The following is a 15,061-nucleotide window of genomic DNA, read 5'->3' on the forward strand; positions in this document are numbered from 1 at the left end:
TGCGGATTAATACTTCTCAAACTCAGTCACTAAAAAATCAATTAGCGCTTTTACCGATGGTAATAAACCACGTCGAGAGGTATAAGCCAGATGAATCAGTTCGGGTTTTGGCTCCCAGTTTGGAATCACTTTGACCAAACGGCCTTCTTTTAAATCATTATGAATAATCAGCTCTGGTAACTTGGCAATCCACGCCCACCACAATACCTGTATAGCCTAGCGGATGAAGAAGATACCAAAAGCGTGGAACTAAGCTACTAATTTTATATCCATAACATAGCCACCACCGCCTAAATTTTGTAGAATACTCTTTTTACCCCATGGTGCTTTTACATGACCGCTTGGACAGCTCACGTCACCGTCGCAACTGTTGTTGAAAAAGACGGAAAATTTCTATTTGTAGAAGAGCATACTGCGGGTGTGACACACACTGTATTTAATCAGCCTGCAGGCCATGTTGAATCAGGTGAAACACTCATCGAAGCTGCCATTCGTGAAACTATGGAGGAAACTGGACATGAAGTGTCTATAGATGCGTTATTGGGCATTTATACTTATACACCACCCATGTTTCCAGATCGCACGTATTATCGTTTCTGCTTTTTAGCGCACTCACTCCATCACCATCCAACCGCCGAACTCGATACAGGTATCGTGGGTGCAGTATGGATGACTTTGGATGAACTACTTGAAACGGCCCGTGCACGTAGTCCATTGGTGATTAAAGCAGTTCAAGACGCACTCGCGGGTCAAAAATATCCTTTATCGCTCGTTTATGAGCACCAAAATTCTCCCCTTATTTCAAGTTTGGATGCCTAGTCCTATGCAACAACGTGTCATCGTCGGTATGTCGGGTGGTGTAGATTCATCTGTTTCTGCTGCTCTTCTTCTTCAACAAGGTTATCAAGTTGAAGGTCTTTTCATGAAGAACTGGGAAGAAGATGACGGTACGGAATACTGCACAGCGATGGAAGACTTAGCCGATGCTCAAGCCGTCTGTGACAAACTAGGGATTAAGCTACACACCGCTAACTTTGCTATGGAGTATTGGGATCGAGTATTTGAGCATTTCTTAGCGGAATATGCTGCGGGCCGTACACCAAACCCAGATATTTTATGTAATAAAGAAATCAAATTCCGTGCGTTCTTAGATCATGCCATGCAACTGGGCGCAGATTTCATTGCGACTGGTCACTATGCACGTCGCGGTGAAACTATGACCAACTCTAAAGGTGAAGAATATGCACCTTTACTGCGTGGTTTAGATAAAAACAAAGACCAGACCTATTTCTTACATGCTGTGCATGGTCGTGAAATTAATAAGACGTTGTTCCCTGTAGGGGAAATTGAAAAGCCTGAAGTACGTAAGATTGCGGAACAATATGACTTAGTCACAGCGAAGAAAAAAGACTCAACGGGCATCTGTTTTATTGGTGAACGTCGTTTTAATGACTTCTTAAAACAATACTTGCCTGCACAAGCTGGAAAAATCGTCTTAGATGATGGCAAAGAGGTTGGTGAACATCACGGCTTAATGTACTATACGCTCGGTCAACGCGGTGGTATTGGTATTGGTGGTTTGAAAGGTGTGGCTGAAGGCGCATGGTTCGTTCTACATAAAGATATTGAAAACAACCGCTTGGTGATTGGTCAAGGTCATGAACATCCACTGATGCAAAGTACTGCGCTTTGGAGTGAAACGATTGACTGGGTCGCAGGTGAAATGCAGATTCCTGAAACAGGTTTCCGTTGTACCTCACGGACGCGCTATCGCCAAGATGACCAAGATTGTGTGATCTTTAATGATCCGACTACCCCAGGTGGCGTACGTGTTGAGTTCGATGAGCCCCAACGTGCCGTGACGCCGGGTCAGAGTGTCGTATTCTACTCAGGTGAAGTTTGTTTAGGAGGCGGCGTGATTCATCATACCAATGCTCCTAAACCTGATTTTATTTAAAGGATTTTAAGACATGGCTGAGTTACCGTTTCAACAGCCTCAAACTTTGAACGAACGCCAAAACCGAGCTTTGGCGTTGGCGGCTGTTTTTCAGTCCGCGCAACTGACGCATATGACCGCCTTGAGCGGTCAACAAAGTATTGGGGAAAGCGGTAACTTCTATTTAGAGCAGTTGATTAAAGCCAGTTTAAATATCCGACCGAAGGGCAACCAAAGCGGACAAACTTTAGACTTCTTTCATCAGCTGGCGGACATATCCTTAGGACTAAAAACTTTAGAAAGTAGCATTACCCAACCCTTTAACACCTCACCCAAAACTCGAATTCCCAAATTATCTACTGCTAAACTTCCCATGACCTATGCCATGGCACTCTTACAACTCGAAAAGAAAGTGTATAGCAACCCCAAATTCGTTGAAATTATTGAACAGTCCCAACAAAAAATCTTAAGACAGCTTTCTTTTTTCGATAACAACTATTTACACCCAAGCATCATTGCCAACCTCGCACAAACCTATGTCGACACTGCTGGACAAATTAACCCAGGCATTATGGTGCGAGGAAATGCAGAAGCATTTAAAGACTCATCGCATACCAACCGCATTCGAGCTTCCCTCTTTACTGGCTTACAAATGGCACATTTATGGCGTCAGCTCGGTGGAAGTTCATGGGGTATGGTGTTTAGCAAACGCAAGTTGCTTAAAGATATTCAAGATCTCGCTCGTTTACAGTATCAGGTGATTTAACACATGATTGACGGGCTTTTTAGTTTTACGTTTAATTCCAAAGTTTAAGGAATCGCTATGAACGCTTTAACCGCACTTTCTCCATTAGATGGACGCTACGCTAGCAAATGTGATGCGCTTCGTCCTTTCCTCTCTGAGTTTGGTTTAATCCATGCTCGTGTGACTGTTGAAGTGCGTTGGTTACAAGCGCTTGCAAACCGTCCAGAAATCACTGAAGTGCCTGCTTTCAGTGCTGAGACCAATGCTGCACTTGATGCAATTGTTGCTGACTTTTCTGAGAACGATGCCAACCGTATTAAAGACATCGAACGTACCACGAACCATGATGTCAAAGCCGTTGAGTACTTCCTGAAAGAAAAAATTGAAGGCATCGAAGAGCTTAAAAATGCGGGTGAATTCATTCACTTTGCATGTACCTCTGAAGACATCAACAACTTGTCTCATGCATTAATGTTGAAAAGTGGTCGTGATGTATTGGTTGCATCTATGCAGCAAATCATTGACTCAATCGTGGCATTGTCTGAAAAGCATGCTGACCAACCTATGTTATCTCGTACACATGGTCAGACGGCAAGCCCAACCACTTTGGGTAAAGAAATGGCAAACGTAGCTTATCGTCTTGCGCGCCAAATCAAACAATTCAAACAAGTTGAGCTTTTAGGCAAAATTAACGGTGCGGTAGGTAACTATAATGCTCACCTTTCTGCTTACCCAGACATCAACTGGCCTGCGCACTCACAAGCATTCGTTGAGTCTTTAGGTCTAAGCTTTAACCCGTACACCACTCAAATTGAGCCGCATGACTATATGGCAGAACTGTTTGATGCTTTACGTCGTTTCAATACAATTTTGATCGACTTTAACCGTGACGTTTGGGGTTATATCTCGCTTGGTTTCTTCAAGCAAAAACTCAAAGATGGCGAAGTGGGTTCTTCAACGATGCCACACAAAGTAAACCCTATTGACTTTGAAAACTCAGAAGGTAACTTAGGCTTAGCCAATGCAGTACTTGCGCACCTTGGCGAAAAACTTCCAATTTCGCGCTGGCAGCGTGACCTAACAGACTCAACTGTACTACGTAACATGGGTGTTGGTTTTGCACAAAGCTTGATCGCTTTTGAAGCTTGTTCAAAAGGCATTGGTAAACTTGAACTCAATGCTGCACGTATTGATGAAGACTTGAACAATGCGCAAGAAGTTCTAGCTGAACCAATTCAAACTGTCATGCGTCGTTACAACGTTGAAAAACCATACGAAAAATTAAAAGCATTAACTCGCGGTCAAGCCATGACACGTGACATGATGGTGGACTTCGTCAATGGTAATGAACTTGAAGCTGTCCCTGCTGCTGACCGTGCACGTTTAGCGGAAATGACACCTGCAACCTATACAGGTAACGCAGCTGAACAAGCAAAACAAGTTGCTGACTTAATTTCTAAAATCTAATTTTAGAAATTGAAAAAAAGCGAAGCTTCGGCTTCGCTTTTTTATCTATAATTCAAACAAGAATCTCCTATACGCATAATTGAAAAACCAATAAAAATGATGACAATCCTGAAAAGTACAACAACGAAAGCTCACTTTGACTATCAACTGAAAAAGCCGCATTGGATTGCGCTCATTGTACTTACTGTCGCCATTGCTTTCGCATCGATCCATCCCCTTGAACTCAGCTCTTATATTTTGCATCAGGTCGGAACCGTATTCATGTTGGTGACGCTGATCATTTGTCTTTATAAATTGGGGCTCAGCTTGATCAGCTTTATGCTTTATATCGGTTTTTTGCTGATTCATATACTCGGTGCGCATTATCTATATTCTTATGTACCCTATAATGAATGGTCAATCCAATATTTAAATCTAGACCTCAACCAGAGTTTAGGTTGGACACGGAATATGTATGATCGCTTTGTACATTTAGCGTACGGTTTGCTGCTCTACCCGTTCTTTTATCGTCTGTTTCAAGTGTGGCTGCCTCAACTTTCTAAACTCACCCTATTCTTGCTGGTCATTCAATTTGTGATGGCAAGTAGCCTCATTTACGAATGGATTGAATGGTTTATTGCGATGGGCTTATCGCCTGAAGATGCTGAAAATTACAATGGGCAACAAGGTGATATTTGGGACGCACACCAAGACATGCTTTTAGCCACAGTTGGTGCAATCATCACAGGCATAGCCTGTCTATTGAAAAAGTAGTCCTTTGTTTGCTGCCATCCCTATAACACAACAAATCACGACTATTACAGGACTCATTCAAGTATAAATGATTTGTGCATCAGCTTTAAAAACACAATAAAAAACACCACGTCAGGCGTGGTGTTTTTAACTCTCTTAGTCTTTCGCAGACTCATCTGTTGGCACTTCAGTAATTCGGCCACCGCGAGCAAGAAATGCCGCAACTTCGTCTTCAAGTGCTTGGCGTTGTTTTAATTTTGCAGTCACCGTCAGTGTTTCAGCTTCGGCAACATCACCATCACTTGCAGCATTATCAGAAGAATCTGATGCGCCTTTTTCTGCTGCTTGAGCTTCGTCTTCGTCGACTGCTGAGTCTTCTACATCATCATAATCATTTGAATCAGTCATCTTAATCTCCCCACAAATGACATTTTAGGTTCCCATGAATTACTGGTTTCCAATTATGTTGAAATTTAACAAGCTCTCAGCCTTTCGCATAGTCTTATTCAACGGAAAATCGTATCTTTTTTAATCAAAATCGTAATCTTATTTTACGACTGGCTAAAAATTAACACTTCCTTTCTTAGACAGCATAACGCGTCTCTTTGAGTAAGCCTAAACCATTGGCCTGTGCCATAAAAGCATCTTTTAATACAGGTAGTTTTTCAACCTGTTTCAAACCAAAGTTTCGCGCCCACACCACAGGAAAGAGTTGTGTGGTTTCCATCCAACCGATGGCAGACATGCTATGCATCATGGCATCATTTTGTCCTTTACGGCGGTGTTCATAGCGTTTCAGTGTTTGCTCATGTGCCCACACGCCACGTGCTAGATCATGTAGTAATACATCACACAATACAGCCGCATCAAGACAACCAATATTCACACCTTGCCCCGCCAACGGATGAATCACATGGGCCGCATCACCAATTAAAGCCAAACCCGCTTTGACGTATTGCTGTGCAGCACGTGCTTTGAGTGGGAAAGTGGCACGCGGTGTCACGTCCAACACTTCGCCTAACATGTGATGACTTTCTCGCGTTAATAGCTGGGTAAATTCAGCATCTGAAAGTGCAGCATATTCTTCTGCATAATCATCGGGGAGCGTCCATACGATGGACTGCCAATGCCCTGCTTGCTCTGGTTTTAAACTCGCCATTGGTAAAAAAGCCAAAGGCCCTGTTTCTAAGAAAATCTGACGTGCAACATGTTGATGAGGCTGTGCAGTACGAATGGCACAGCTTAGACCTGCTTGTTTGTAGTCCAGCACATCAATATCGATAAACGCTTGTTCCCGTACAAAAGAGTTTGCACCATCTGCACCAATCACCAGTTTGGTTTTCAACACCGTACCATCTGCCAAATGGATATGCCATAGCCCAATACCTTCTTCGACACGGGCAACTTTAACCTGAGTTCGGTAATCGTTGAGTACAGCAAGCATCTGCTGTTGAATCGCTAAATTAAGCAAACTTGGCTCAACCATAGAACCGAGGGCTTGTTCGCCTTGTGGTTCCTGCGTGGACACATGACCAAAGTTAATTTCACCATAGCCATTTTTATTCCACACCTGCATGCCACTATACGGTATCTGGCGGGCAATCTTGTCCCAAACATCAACGGTTTTAAGCAGGTGTATCGTTGCTTGACTGAGTGCCAAAACACGTGGGTTGGCAACACTTAAGTTTTTTTGTTCATCTAAAATAGGTGCAGCATCCAGTACGGTAGCCTGCACACCGCCTTGCGCCAAAAGCAAAGCGGTCAGCCCACCGACCAAACCACCGCCAATGATCACCACATCTAAAACATCAGTTTGAACATGACTCATGCTTTTAGCCCCATAGCATAGTTGGCAACGAGCGGTTTAATGCCTGGAATCGTATCAAACGCGACCAAACCAGTATTCCGAATAAACTTTAAGATTGGATTGCTGTTGCTAAAACCTCGTACCACCGAATCACAGAACTTAATTACGCGTTGTTGATCGGTCAAACGTGAAGCCTCATAAGCTTGCAGCATTTCGGCATCGCCCAAGTCGGCATTTTGCGCAATTTGCTCCGTTAAATAACGTACCAAGACGTGCGCATCTCGCATACACAGGTTAAAACCTTGCCCCGCAACGGGGTGAATGGTATGCGCAGCATTACCCATTAAGATCACTCGTCCAACGGCCTGCTTTTCTGCTAGTACTTGTGATAATGGAAAGCTAAAACGCTTACCTGTTTTTTGAAACTTTCCTGCACGGTCGCCATAAGTGTCTTGTAATGCATCTAAGAAATGTTGATCATTTTCATCGCCCAACCATTCACCTTCTGTGCCTTTTTTCACAGGCCAAACCACGGAGCGACGGTATTCACCTGGAAGCGGCAACAGTGCCAATGGCCCTAAGCTACTAAAACGCTCAAAACCCACATGGTTGTGCGGTTTTGAAGTTTGCACTGTAGTGACGATAGCGACCTGATCATAATCATGTTCTGAAGCACCAATTCCTAAGGCTTTACGGCAGAATGAATCACGTCCATCTGCAGCAATGACGAGTTTTGCTTGCAATGACAGTTGTTCTTCTCCACGACTCGCGTCTATGTAAGCCATATCGGCATCTTGGGTCAGTTGGGTGACTTGTACACCATCAATCAACTCAATGAATGGTTGTTTTTGAACTTCTGTAAGCAGTACACGACCGAGCCATGCGTTTTCTATGACCTGACCGAAACTTTCGACTTTTTCTTGTTCTGCTTTAAGGCGCGCCTTACCAAAGCTACCTTGTTCGGTGATATTTACTTCTAAAATAGGTGTTGCATGTTCTTGTAACGCACTCCATAAGCCTAGTTCTTGGTAAATTTGGACTGTACGACGTGACAAGGCGCTGTTTCTTGCATCAAAGCTAGAGTGGTATGGCGCAAGGTTTTCATCATCATAATTTGGGTATTTGATCGCCTCTAAAAGCTTCACCGCAATGTTTTGTTTGGCTAACATCAACGCCAGACTGAGTCCGACCATACCACCACCGACTATGATGACTTCTTGTTGCATGCTTCTATCCTTTTTATGGTGTACTTAAAGTCAAAAAACTTCAAATACCTATAAGTTTTAATGGATTTATATTACATCAAAGATTTTCTTTTTTATAATGAAATGGATGTTTTTACGTACTTTCACCGTAAAGTGTCATGTCATGATTTCTGAAAAGACAGTCTTTTCGATTTTCATCAAAACTTCTTCAGGACACTGTTTAAACAGACTTATAAGAAATGTGCAACTTTAAACAAATAATGATCATGAAAAATGAATAATACATAAAAAAGCCCAACCACTTCAGATTGAGCTCTTCAACAAAACATAAGCAATTGAATTTAAAATGTAATTTAAAGGATTACGTATAAGGTGTATTATGTTATTTTTAGCAAATTTAAACATTTACCTTATAATTCAACTGTAGTTCATCCGCATTTCTCCCTCTAATGCCCCAGTTTTCTTTAGGAGTTTCAAATATAGTTATCTCAACATCATTTGAATCAATACCGCATAGATTGTTTATATTTTCGAATAGAGACCTAATAAATGCTTTTTTAGTCTCTTTTGTTCGTCCATCGAACATAGAAATTTCAATAATTATATAAGATTTACTGCGATCTACTGGATATACAAAATTCTTGGATTCTAGTGCGATAAAACGTTGAAACCTTTTCTCTTCAGGGTATTTTAATTCTTTAACTAAAGCCTGATGGATAGCTTTACTTAAATTATCACGATGTAATTCTATTGTTTCATTTAAAGCATAAATTTTTATCTGAGACATTACTTTCTCTAAATTAAAACCCTAATTTTAGCTTAGTTTCTCCCCTATTTAACATAATGGCGCTTATACGCAACAACAGTATTAGAATTCAATCAAAGTGCTTCTAGCTCCTTTAGCACAATCCTCAACGTTCGAATTGCGGAAGCACGAAAAACAGCATTTGTCCCATCAGCAGAAGGATTTTTATCTGTCCAAGCGATTGCTGCAAGACATTGAATGCCAACATAGAATAGAAATTTCATTTCAGGCACAGTCTGCTTATACGTACATACCCAACCCTCTAAAAAAGCATTTCGTAATTCTAAATCAGAGAAATCTATATCCACCCAAATAATTTTAGCTAAATCATAGACCGCATCTCCAATACGAGCAGCGTCGAAGTCTATAATACCCGAAACCCGATTTTCTCTGTCTACAAGGATATTTCGACCAATATAGTCACAATGCAGTAAATGAAGCTGTGTCGGCTCACATATCGCTTTAGCGTATTTTCGTAACTGATTCAATTGGTCGCAAAACTCATGATAATCAGATGACAATGAATTTATACGTGACATCCATTTTGAGATCATTAATTCTAATTGTTGCTTCCACAATACCCAATGTGTTGATAAGCCGTCTCGATATTGCCAGAACCTCATATTCAATATGCGCGTTTGTGGAAGCGCACGATGAAGTTCGCCCAAAGCTCGTCCTGCATTCCCAAGCAAAGAGATTTTCTGTACCCGCGTACAATTTTTTAATACTTGATCGACTTGCCTACCTTTTATGGCACTCATGACAAGGATAGAAGAACCTTCCCATTCAAACTTATTTAATACATTTGGGGTTAGTGGAAATTCTTTGAGAGCTTCTAAGATGTTACAGTAACGATCATTAGCCGTTTGAATATTTGCTATTTTGATAAAGACTTCTCCTTGAGAGGATTGCCCTTGATACACCAATGCCCCATTTCGCTGTGTAACTAAATCTAACGTCTTTGCCCGAATCCTATGCTTTAAATCAGATAAATCTTTCATGCTGCCTAATTTCTGTTGTGAATAAAAAGATGATGAAATAACTAAATTTTTTTATTTATAAATATTAGAACTATTGCAAAAGTCAAAAAAACGATCATTTATTGGCAATATAATGAGTGTTGAATGTCACTTTTCTCTTGGTGAGAACGTCAGGATGAGGGATGATTCTTCATATAAATCCTCTCCCTAGCCCTCTCCTTTGAAAAGGAAAGGGAACTTTCATTGTGATTTCAATACAGTTCAAAAAACGACTTATGCAAGAACACTATTCTACTTGTCTATTTAACAACTCCATAAACACCTTATAAAAAATAAAAGCCGATCTCATGATCGGCTTTTATACAGTAAATTATATTTATCGCGCCATTAACGCTTCAATCTCTTCTACCGACTTCACCACTTTCGCAGTCAAATTCAGTGGACCGTTTTTGGTTGCTACGATGTCATCTTCAATACGAATACCAATGCCACGCCATTTCGCATCGACAGTTTCATCATCAGGTGCAATGTATAATCCCGGTTCAACCGTCACCACCATGCCTTCTTCATAAGCACGCCACACACCTTCTTGCTTATATGAACCAACATCATGCACGTCCATACCCAACCAGTGCCCTGTACCATGCATATAAAACTGACGGAAACTTTCCTTTTGGATAATCTCTTCAATATCCCCTTGCATAATACCCAGATCAAGTAGGCCTTGGACTAAAATACGCACAGCAACATTATGTGGTTCTTTATATGAGTTCCCTATACGCACTGCGTCAATTGCAGCAAGTTGTGCATCGAGAATTACATTATAAAGAGCTTTTTGCTCAGGGCTGAACTTTCCATTGACGGGGAAAGTACGGGTGATGTCGGAGGCATAGTATTCATATTCACACGCTGCATCGATCAGCACCAAATCGCCATCTTTTAGCTCTTTGTTGTTCTCTACGTAGTGTAAAATGCAAGCGTTTTCACCACCACCGACAATGCTGTTATACGACGGCACACAGCCATTTTGACCAAATACATAATTCAGCTCAGCTTCTAGAGCATATTCCATCATGCCTGGCTTAACAGTTTGCATGGCACGAATATGAGCTTGTGCAGAGATATCAGAAGCCGTTTGCATCAATTCAATTTCTTGTGCTGATTTAAACAAACGCATTTCATCTAAAATACGGTCTAGCTGTATCACTTGTGCAGGTGCAGCAGTCCCACGACGTGACTCACCATTGGCCGTCGTGATCCATTTTGCTACGCGCGCATCAAATTCGGGCTGTTGCCCAATACGATAGAATAATTTTTCTTTGCTTAAGAGTTTTTCAATGATTTCTTCATCTAACAAATCTATCGCATACGCTTCGTCAGCTTCATAGTCGTCTACCGCACCATCCACACCTGCGCGGTAACCATTCCAGATTTCCATCTCGCGGTCACGCTCACGGCAGAACAAACTGTAGCTGTACCCGTCTTCATCGTCTTCGGCAAAGGTTTCAATAACCGCTACGGCTTCGGGCTCAGCAAAACCAGTCAGATAAAAGAAGCTGCTATCGGTGCGGTATTTATAGTCTGCATCACGATTACGCATCGCCACTGGGCTGGTTACAATAATGGCAATACTGTTCGGACCCATTTGTGCAGCCAAACGGTCACGGCGTTCCTGAAAATCCACTTGCGTTAGTTTCATGTTTGATCTGTCTTTTTTATACCAAAGAATAAAAGTGCCACGCGCACCGTATCATGTACGCGCAGCAAGTCTTATGCCAATCAGCTTGGGCGATGCGGCGTAAACATTTCTACAACATTGTTCGCTTCTGTTACAGAACGATCGATTTGTTGCTTGTTATGAAAGTGTTTAAGCAGAGAACTTTCCTCAACCGCAATCTTTTTGCGGCCTACAGATAAGCTCACAGGAATTAAACGTACGAACTCGTATAACTCTTGATAGCTCTCTTCACCCTCTTCATCATCATCGGTTTCTTCAAACTCAACTGCCGCCACATCTTGTAAATGTTCGATCAGTTCCATTTCATCTGGGCGAATATGACCCGACGCCAAACCAAAGCCCAGCACTACGCCTGCGCACCAATCCGCCAAAGCTTGTACACGGTCTGCCAGCGTATGGGTGTCATCGGGAAGTAACGGTAAATAGTCCAACTCATCGTCAGAAAGTGCATGTGCGACATCTTCTGCTTCATCGGCTAACAAAGCCAAAGCTTCTTCGCTTAACTCAGGAATTTCCAAAGTCGTGAGGATGTGTTGCCACTCTTCACGGCTCGGTGCCTGAGTTACACAAATGATACCTGTGAGTAAACCATGTAACTCACTTGGGCTAGAAATCTCTTCAATTTTAGAAAAATTTGGCTGCCATTCTGACCAACCTGAAATATCGTCTTGCATTCGTTTATCCAATCTCTATACTTCTTATATATTACCTTTGTTTGCAGCACTGTGCGACCACGATATGTTAGAAGAATTACAGCGTCTACAGGCGCATATTGGCGTTTTAAAAACGCGACTTGCTCATTTTGAAAGTGAAAATAGCACTTTAAATGCAGCTAAACTGGATGCTGAAGAACAGCACCGTTCTCAAGTTGTGCAAAAAAATGGCTTAATTACCCAGAAGCAAGAACAAATTGACGATTTAACTGAGCAATTAAGCAGCGCTCAAACCCAATATCAACACTTGAACACTGATGCGACTGCTTTGGCCGATCGTTATAGTCGTTTGGAAAAAAGTTGTACGGATTTAAAAAATCGCTTTCAGGAAATCTTGGCTGAACGTAATGAATTACGTGCAATTAAAGAAAAAATGAACAATGATCAGCGTCAAGCTCAGCAAGAAATCCAAGCACTTCAGCAAGAACGTGAAAGATTGTTACAAAAAAATGAGCATGCCAAAGCTAAAGTCGAAGCCATCATCCAACGTTTGGCTATTTTAGGCACAGAGCAAGATCATCACGCGCAAGAAATTCAACAACTTGCCCACCCTACTGAAGCTGGCGAGGAAGTTTAATCATGAGCGAACCAATTACCGTTGAATTACGTGTCTTAGGTCATAGCTTTCGTTTAGTCACAACGGAAAAAGAAAAAGCCGACCTTGAACGTGCAGCTCTGCTTTTAAATGATAAATATGATGAATTTCGCCGTAAAGCACCGCGTGTAGAACCCAGTAAAATTATCATTATGGTGGCACTAGAGTTAATGCAAGAAGTGTTGTCGATGAATAAAACACTACAAGAGTATGCGCACGCAGAACGATTACTGGCAAATATTATCGATGACGTTGCGGAACTTGTTTAAACTCGACTTAATTGAATAAAGTATCAACACTTACTTCAGTTGTTTACAGTTCGTAGCGGTGTATGAGTTGCCATCAGCGTGAGATTCGTTATACTTAAGGCAACTCTGAGGTGTTCGCCAGCGGGTCTATTCCCCTGCCGATACTTAAACTTATGGATGTGTTCTGTATATTTAGAGTGTATGCCCACTTTCATGTGGGAAACCCAGCAAGTATACGTCGCGTCCACCTTGAACTCATCGGGTTCAGGGTAACGACACATGCAGCGGCATCTTCGGAGTACTTTATTTATTTCAATAACAATAAGCTTATAACTGAACTCCTCCCTCGCTCTGTTCACTTCAATCCACATAAATCATCAAAAGTAGGCATACGGTAGGCTCTAAAATTATTGTGCTATATTGCTATATATTGTTTCAATCAGTTAAAAAGTACAATGGGGCAAAGACATAAGCTAATAAAAACATTTATTGATAGTCTCTCTAGAAAAATAAGAAAAAATAGAAGAAATTAATATAGAAACCAATCTTTCAACACTTAACATATTTGTACTGAAACATAGTTATCGATTTTCCTTGGATATATTTATTCATCTAAAAAAGTTTGAAACAGCTTTGCAACAATCTGTGTTATTTCAACTTCACTCAATGCGGCAAAACCAAACCGAATGTAAAAACCGTCTAATTTTGAAGTTAAGTTCGAACCAAAATTATATTCTGAATCAATATTCAAATGACTTAAAGCCTCTGTATAGTGAGTTTGATATGGCAGATTAAACTTAATCCATAATGCCATGCCTCCTGCTGGCGTAGTAATTTCAACTTTATTCTGAAAAAGTTGCTGAAAAGTCATCACGGCAAAATCTCGACGGCTTTGATAAATTTTGCGCATCTTTCGTGTATGTCGCTTGATTTCACCTTGTTGCATCAACTCTGCAATCGCAAGTTCTGTAATGGCATTGCCCTGCTTATCAATGAGCAAAATATCCTGTTTCATGGCTTGGATAATTTCCAAATCAGCGACCACATAACCAACCCTTAAACTGGGTGCAAATACTTTGGACAATGAACCGATATGAATCACTTTTTCAGCAGCAGGTAAACTGATTAAAGGTGGTATGGGGCGACTGTCATAGTGAAATTCATGATCATAATCATCTTCGATAATATAAAAATCAAAAGTTTTAGATAATTCCAAAAGCTTTAGTCGCCGATCCATCGACATGGAAACAGTGGTTGGATATTGATGATGTGGCGTGGTATAGACTGCTGCAACCGAATGATTTTTTAGTATTTCTGTTAAGTGATCTGTGTCTAGACCATGTTGATCTAACCTAACACGCACAATTTGGAAATGATTGGATAAGAAGGTTTCCACTGCTGGCGGATAAGACCACTGCTCTACCACAATGACCTGACCTTGTGCTTGTTGCTTGGCAAGCACACGAGCTGCGAGAAATATCCCCATTTGGCTTCCTCGCACTACACAAATATGCTGTAGGGTAGTTTGAATAAATCGCTCCATTGACAACATATTTAATAAAGCTTGACGTAATTCCAATGCCCCTTGTGGGTCACCATACCCCATAATTTGCTGCCTCGTCACCTTAATCAAGGCATGACGATAGGCACGCGAAAATAACTCATATGGAATCAGCCGAGTATCAGGTATCCCATCATTTTTAATCGCCTCTTCCTGTGGTGTAGATAATTCCATAGAGGCTTGATCAGATGTCATTAGTACTGATGTTGATTCAAGTTTGAGATCGGGTAAATGCTCAGAAATAAAAGTTCCTTGTCTTGGCTTTGAGACTAACCAACCTTGAGCTTCTAAATCTTCATAGACGGATTGTACAGTTTTTCGATTAATCCCCAACTCATCCGCTAAGGTCCGCGAACCTTGCAAACGTGTGCCCTGCTTTAATCGCCCAGACAAGATTTCCTGAATAATCTGGTTTGTCAGTTTAAGAAAAAGGGTTTTTTCTTTACGTTCAGCAAGATGTAGTCGCATTTCCCACGATTGTTGCATGATTATCTGGACCATATAAGTTTTAAAAACTGGATATTTTCTA

15 protein-coding genes, 1 other RNA gene and 1 pseudogene are annotated in these 15,061 nt (G+C 41.3%); 8 read left to right on the forward strand and 9 right to left on the reverse strand.

Annotation, left to right across the window (positions count from 1 at the left end):
* Positions 1 to 6 precede the first annotated feature (6 nt).
* Positions 7 to 189, reverse strand: a pseudogene (locus PTT44_RS10205) (LysR substrate-binding domain-containing protein); the annotation flags it as partial.
* A gap of 144 nt (positions 190 to 333) precedes the next feature.
* On the opposite strand from PTT44_RS10205, the gene PTT44_RS10210 reads away from it, so the two are divergent.
* The 5 genes from PTT44_RS10210 to PTT44_RS10230 all read left to right on the forward strand — a co-directional run bounded on the left by PTT44_RS10210 (position 334) and on the right by PTT44_RS10230 (position 4,901).
* The gene (locus PTT44_RS10210) at positions 334 to 819 is read left to right on the forward strand and encodes an NUDIX hydrolase (protein ID WP_168159132.1); all 486 of its coding nucleotides are present in this window, start codon (positions 334 to 336) and stop codon (positions 817 to 819) included.
* Positions 820 to 823: 4 nt separating this feature from the next.
* Complete coding sequence (gene mnmA, locus PTT44_RS10215) at positions 824 to 1,957, forward strand: tRNA 2-thiouridine(34) synthase MnmA (RefSeq protein ID WP_004694222.1); 1,134 nt, start codon at positions 824 to 826, stop codon at positions 1,955 to 1,957.
* Between the two features lie 13 nt (positions 1,958 to 1,970).
* Entirely contained in the window at positions 1,971 to 2,702 is a 732-nt protein-coding gene (hflD, locus tag PTT44_RS10220) for a high frequency lysogenization protein HflD (protein ID WP_273795632.1), read from the forward strand.
* A gap of 57 nt (positions 2,703 to 2,759) precedes the next feature.
* Complete coding sequence (gene purB, locus PTT44_RS10225; RefSeq protein WP_078389641.1) at positions 2,760 to 4,148, forward strand: adenylosuccinate lyase; 1,389 nt, start codon at positions 2,760 to 2,762, stop codon at positions 4,146 to 4,148.
* Positions 4,149 to 4,244: 96 nt separating this feature from the next.
* Positions 4,245 to 4,901, forward strand: a complete 657-nt coding sequence (locus tag PTT44_RS10230) for a DUF2238 domain-containing protein (protein ID WP_168159133.1) — start codon at positions 4,245 to 4,247, stop codon at positions 4,899 to 4,901.
* A 135-nt stretch (positions 4,902 to 5,036) separates the two neighbouring features.
* Here the strand turns inward: PTT44_RS10230 and PTT44_RS10235 are convergent, their stop codons facing one another.
* The 7 genes from PTT44_RS10235 to PTT44_RS10265 all read right to left on the reverse strand — a co-directional run bounded on the left by PTT44_RS10235 (position 5,037) and on the right by PTT44_RS10265 (position 12,089).
* Positions 5,037 to 5,288, reverse strand: coding sequence for a hypothetical protein (locus PTT44_RS10235; protein WP_004694228.1), 252 nt, complete (start codon positions 5,286 to 5,288; stop codon positions 5,037 to 5,039).
* A 175-nt stretch (positions 5,289 to 5,463) separates the two neighbouring features.
* Positions 5,464 to 6,708 carry an FAD-dependent monooxygenase gene (locus PTT44_RS10240; RefSeq protein ID WP_168159134.1) on the reverse strand — a complete coding sequence of 415 codons (1,245 nt, stop codon included), beginning with the start codon at positions 6,706 to 6,708 and terminating at the stop codon, positions 5,464 to 5,466.
* A complete protein-coding gene (gene ubiH, locus PTT44_RS10245; protein WP_168159135.1) occupies positions 6,705 to 7,913 on the reverse strand; it encodes a 2-octaprenyl-6-methoxyphenyl hydroxylase in 1,209 nt (402 codons plus the stop codon). Before ubiH ends, PTT44_RS10240 begins: the two co-directional genes overlap by 4 nt.
* Positions 7,914 to 8,289: 376 nt before the next feature.
* Complete coding sequence (locus tag PTT44_RS10250; protein WP_010326331.1) at positions 8,290 to 8,679, reverse strand: tautomerase family protein; 390 nt, start codon at positions 8,677 to 8,679, stop codon at positions 8,290 to 8,292.
* Between the two features lie 92 nt (positions 8,680 to 8,771).
* The gene (locus PTT44_RS10255; RefSeq protein WP_273795633.1) at positions 8,772 to 9,698 is read right to left on the reverse strand and encodes a phosphotransferase family protein; all 927 of its coding nucleotides are present in this window, start codon (positions 9,696 to 9,698) and stop codon (positions 8,772 to 8,774) included.
* Positions 9,699 to 10,053: 355 nt separating this feature from the next.
* Positions 10,054 to 11,376, reverse strand: a complete 1,323-nt coding sequence (gene pepP, locus PTT44_RS10260; RefSeq protein WP_168159137.1) for a Xaa-Pro aminopeptidase — start codon at positions 11,374 to 11,376, stop codon at positions 10,054 to 10,056.
* Positions 11,377 to 11,456: 80 nt separating this feature from the next.
* Positions 11,457 to 12,089, reverse strand: a complete 633-nt coding sequence (locus PTT44_RS10265) for a UPF0149 family protein (RefSeq protein ID WP_004980864.1) — start codon at positions 12,087 to 12,089, stop codon at positions 11,457 to 11,459.
* Between the two features lie 64 nt (positions 12,090 to 12,153).
* On the opposite strand from PTT44_RS10265, the gene PTT44_RS10270 reads away from it, so the two are divergent.
* The 3 genes from PTT44_RS10270 (at position 12,154) to ssrS (ending at position 13,275) form a co-directional block, all read left to right on the forward strand.
* Entirely contained in the window at positions 12,154 to 12,705 is a 552-nt protein-coding gene (locus tag PTT44_RS10270; protein WP_004980866.1) for a hypothetical protein, read from the forward strand.
* 2 nt (positions 12,706 to 12,707) lie between these two features.
* Positions 12,708 to 12,992 carry a cell division protein ZapA gene (locus PTT44_RS10275; protein WP_004694243.1) on the forward strand — a complete coding sequence of 95 codons (285 nt, stop codon included), beginning with the start codon at positions 12,708 to 12,710 and terminating at the stop codon, positions 12,990 to 12,992.
* A gap of 99 nt (positions 12,993 to 13,091) precedes the next feature.
* Positions 13,092 to 13,275: non-coding RNA, 6S RNA (gene ssrS / locus PTT44_RS10280), on the forward strand.
* Positions 13,276 to 13,575: 300 nt separating this feature from the next.
* Here the strand turns inward: ssrS and pdxR are convergent.
* Positions 13,576 to 15,018, reverse strand: a complete 1,443-nt coding sequence (gene pdxR, locus PTT44_RS10285; protein ID WP_168159138.1) for a MocR-like pyridoxine biosynthesis transcription factor PdxR — start codon at positions 15,016 to 15,018, stop codon at positions 13,576 to 13,578.
* Positions 15,019 to 15,061 lie beyond the last annotated feature (43 nt).

It is taken from the genome of Acinetobacter sp. Gutcm_16, assembly GCF_028649355.1.
Lineage (GTDB): Bacteria > Pseudomonadota > Gammaproteobacteria > Pseudomonadales > Moraxellaceae > Acinetobacter > Acinetobacter johnsonii.

Bases quoted from the DNA above. Each gene is read 5' to 3' on its own strand.
- mnmA (WP_004694222.1), top strand. From the start codon at position 824: ATGCAACAACGTGTCATCGTCGGTATGTCGGGTGGTGTAGATTCATCT.
- hflD (WP_273795632.1), top strand. From the start codon at position 1,971: ATGGCTGAGTTACCGTTTCAACAGCCTCAAACTTTGAACGAACGCCAA.
- PTT44_RS10210 (WP_168159132.1), top strand. From the start codon at position 334: ATGACCGCTTGGACAGCTCACGTCACCGTCGCAACTGTTGTTGAAAAA.
- PTT44_RS10240 (WP_168159134.1), bottom strand. From the start codon at position 6,708: ATGAGTCATGTTCAAACTGATGTTTTAGATGTGGTGATCATTGGCGGT.
- purB (WP_078389641.1), top strand. From the start codon at position 2,760: ATGAACGCTTTAACCGCACTTTCTCCATTAGATGGACGCTACGCTAGC.
- pdxR (WP_168159138.1), bottom strand. From the start codon at position 15,018: ATGCAACAATCGTGGGAAATGCGACTACATCTTGCTGAACGTAAAGAA.
- pepP (WP_168159137.1), bottom strand. From the start codon at position 11,376: ATGAAACTAACGCAAGTGGATTTTCAGGAACGCCGTGACCGTTTGGCT.
- PTT44_RS10235 (WP_004694228.1), bottom strand. From the start codon at position 5,288: ATGACTGATTCAAATGATTATGATGATGTAGAAGACTCAGCAGTCGAC.
- PTT44_RS10250 (WP_010326331.1), bottom strand. From the start codon at position 8,679: ATGTCTCAGATAAAAATTTATGCTTTAAATGAAACAATAGAATTACAT.
- PTT44_RS10275 (WP_004694243.1), top strand. From the start codon at position 12,708: ATGAGCGAACCAATTACCGTTGAATTACGTGTCTTAGGTCATAGCTTT.
- PTT44_RS10255 (WP_273795633.1), bottom strand. From the start codon at position 9,698: ATGAAAGATTTATCTGATTTAAAGCATAGGATTCGGGCAAAGACGTTA.
- ubiH (WP_168159135.1), bottom strand. From the start codon at position 7,913: ATGCAACAAGAAGTCATCATAGTCGGTGGTGGTATGGTCGGACTCAGT.
- PTT44_RS10265 (WP_004980864.1), bottom strand. From the start codon at position 12,089: ATGCAAGACGATATTTCAGGTTGGTCAGAATGGCAGCCAAATTTTTCT.
- PTT44_RS10270 (WP_004980866.1), top strand. From the start codon at position 12,154: ATGTTAGAAGAATTACAGCGTCTACAGGCGCATATTGGCGTTTTAAAA.
- PTT44_RS10230 (WP_168159133.1), top strand. From the start codon at position 4,245: ATGATGACAATCCTGAAAAGTACAACAACGAAAGCTCACTTTGACTAT.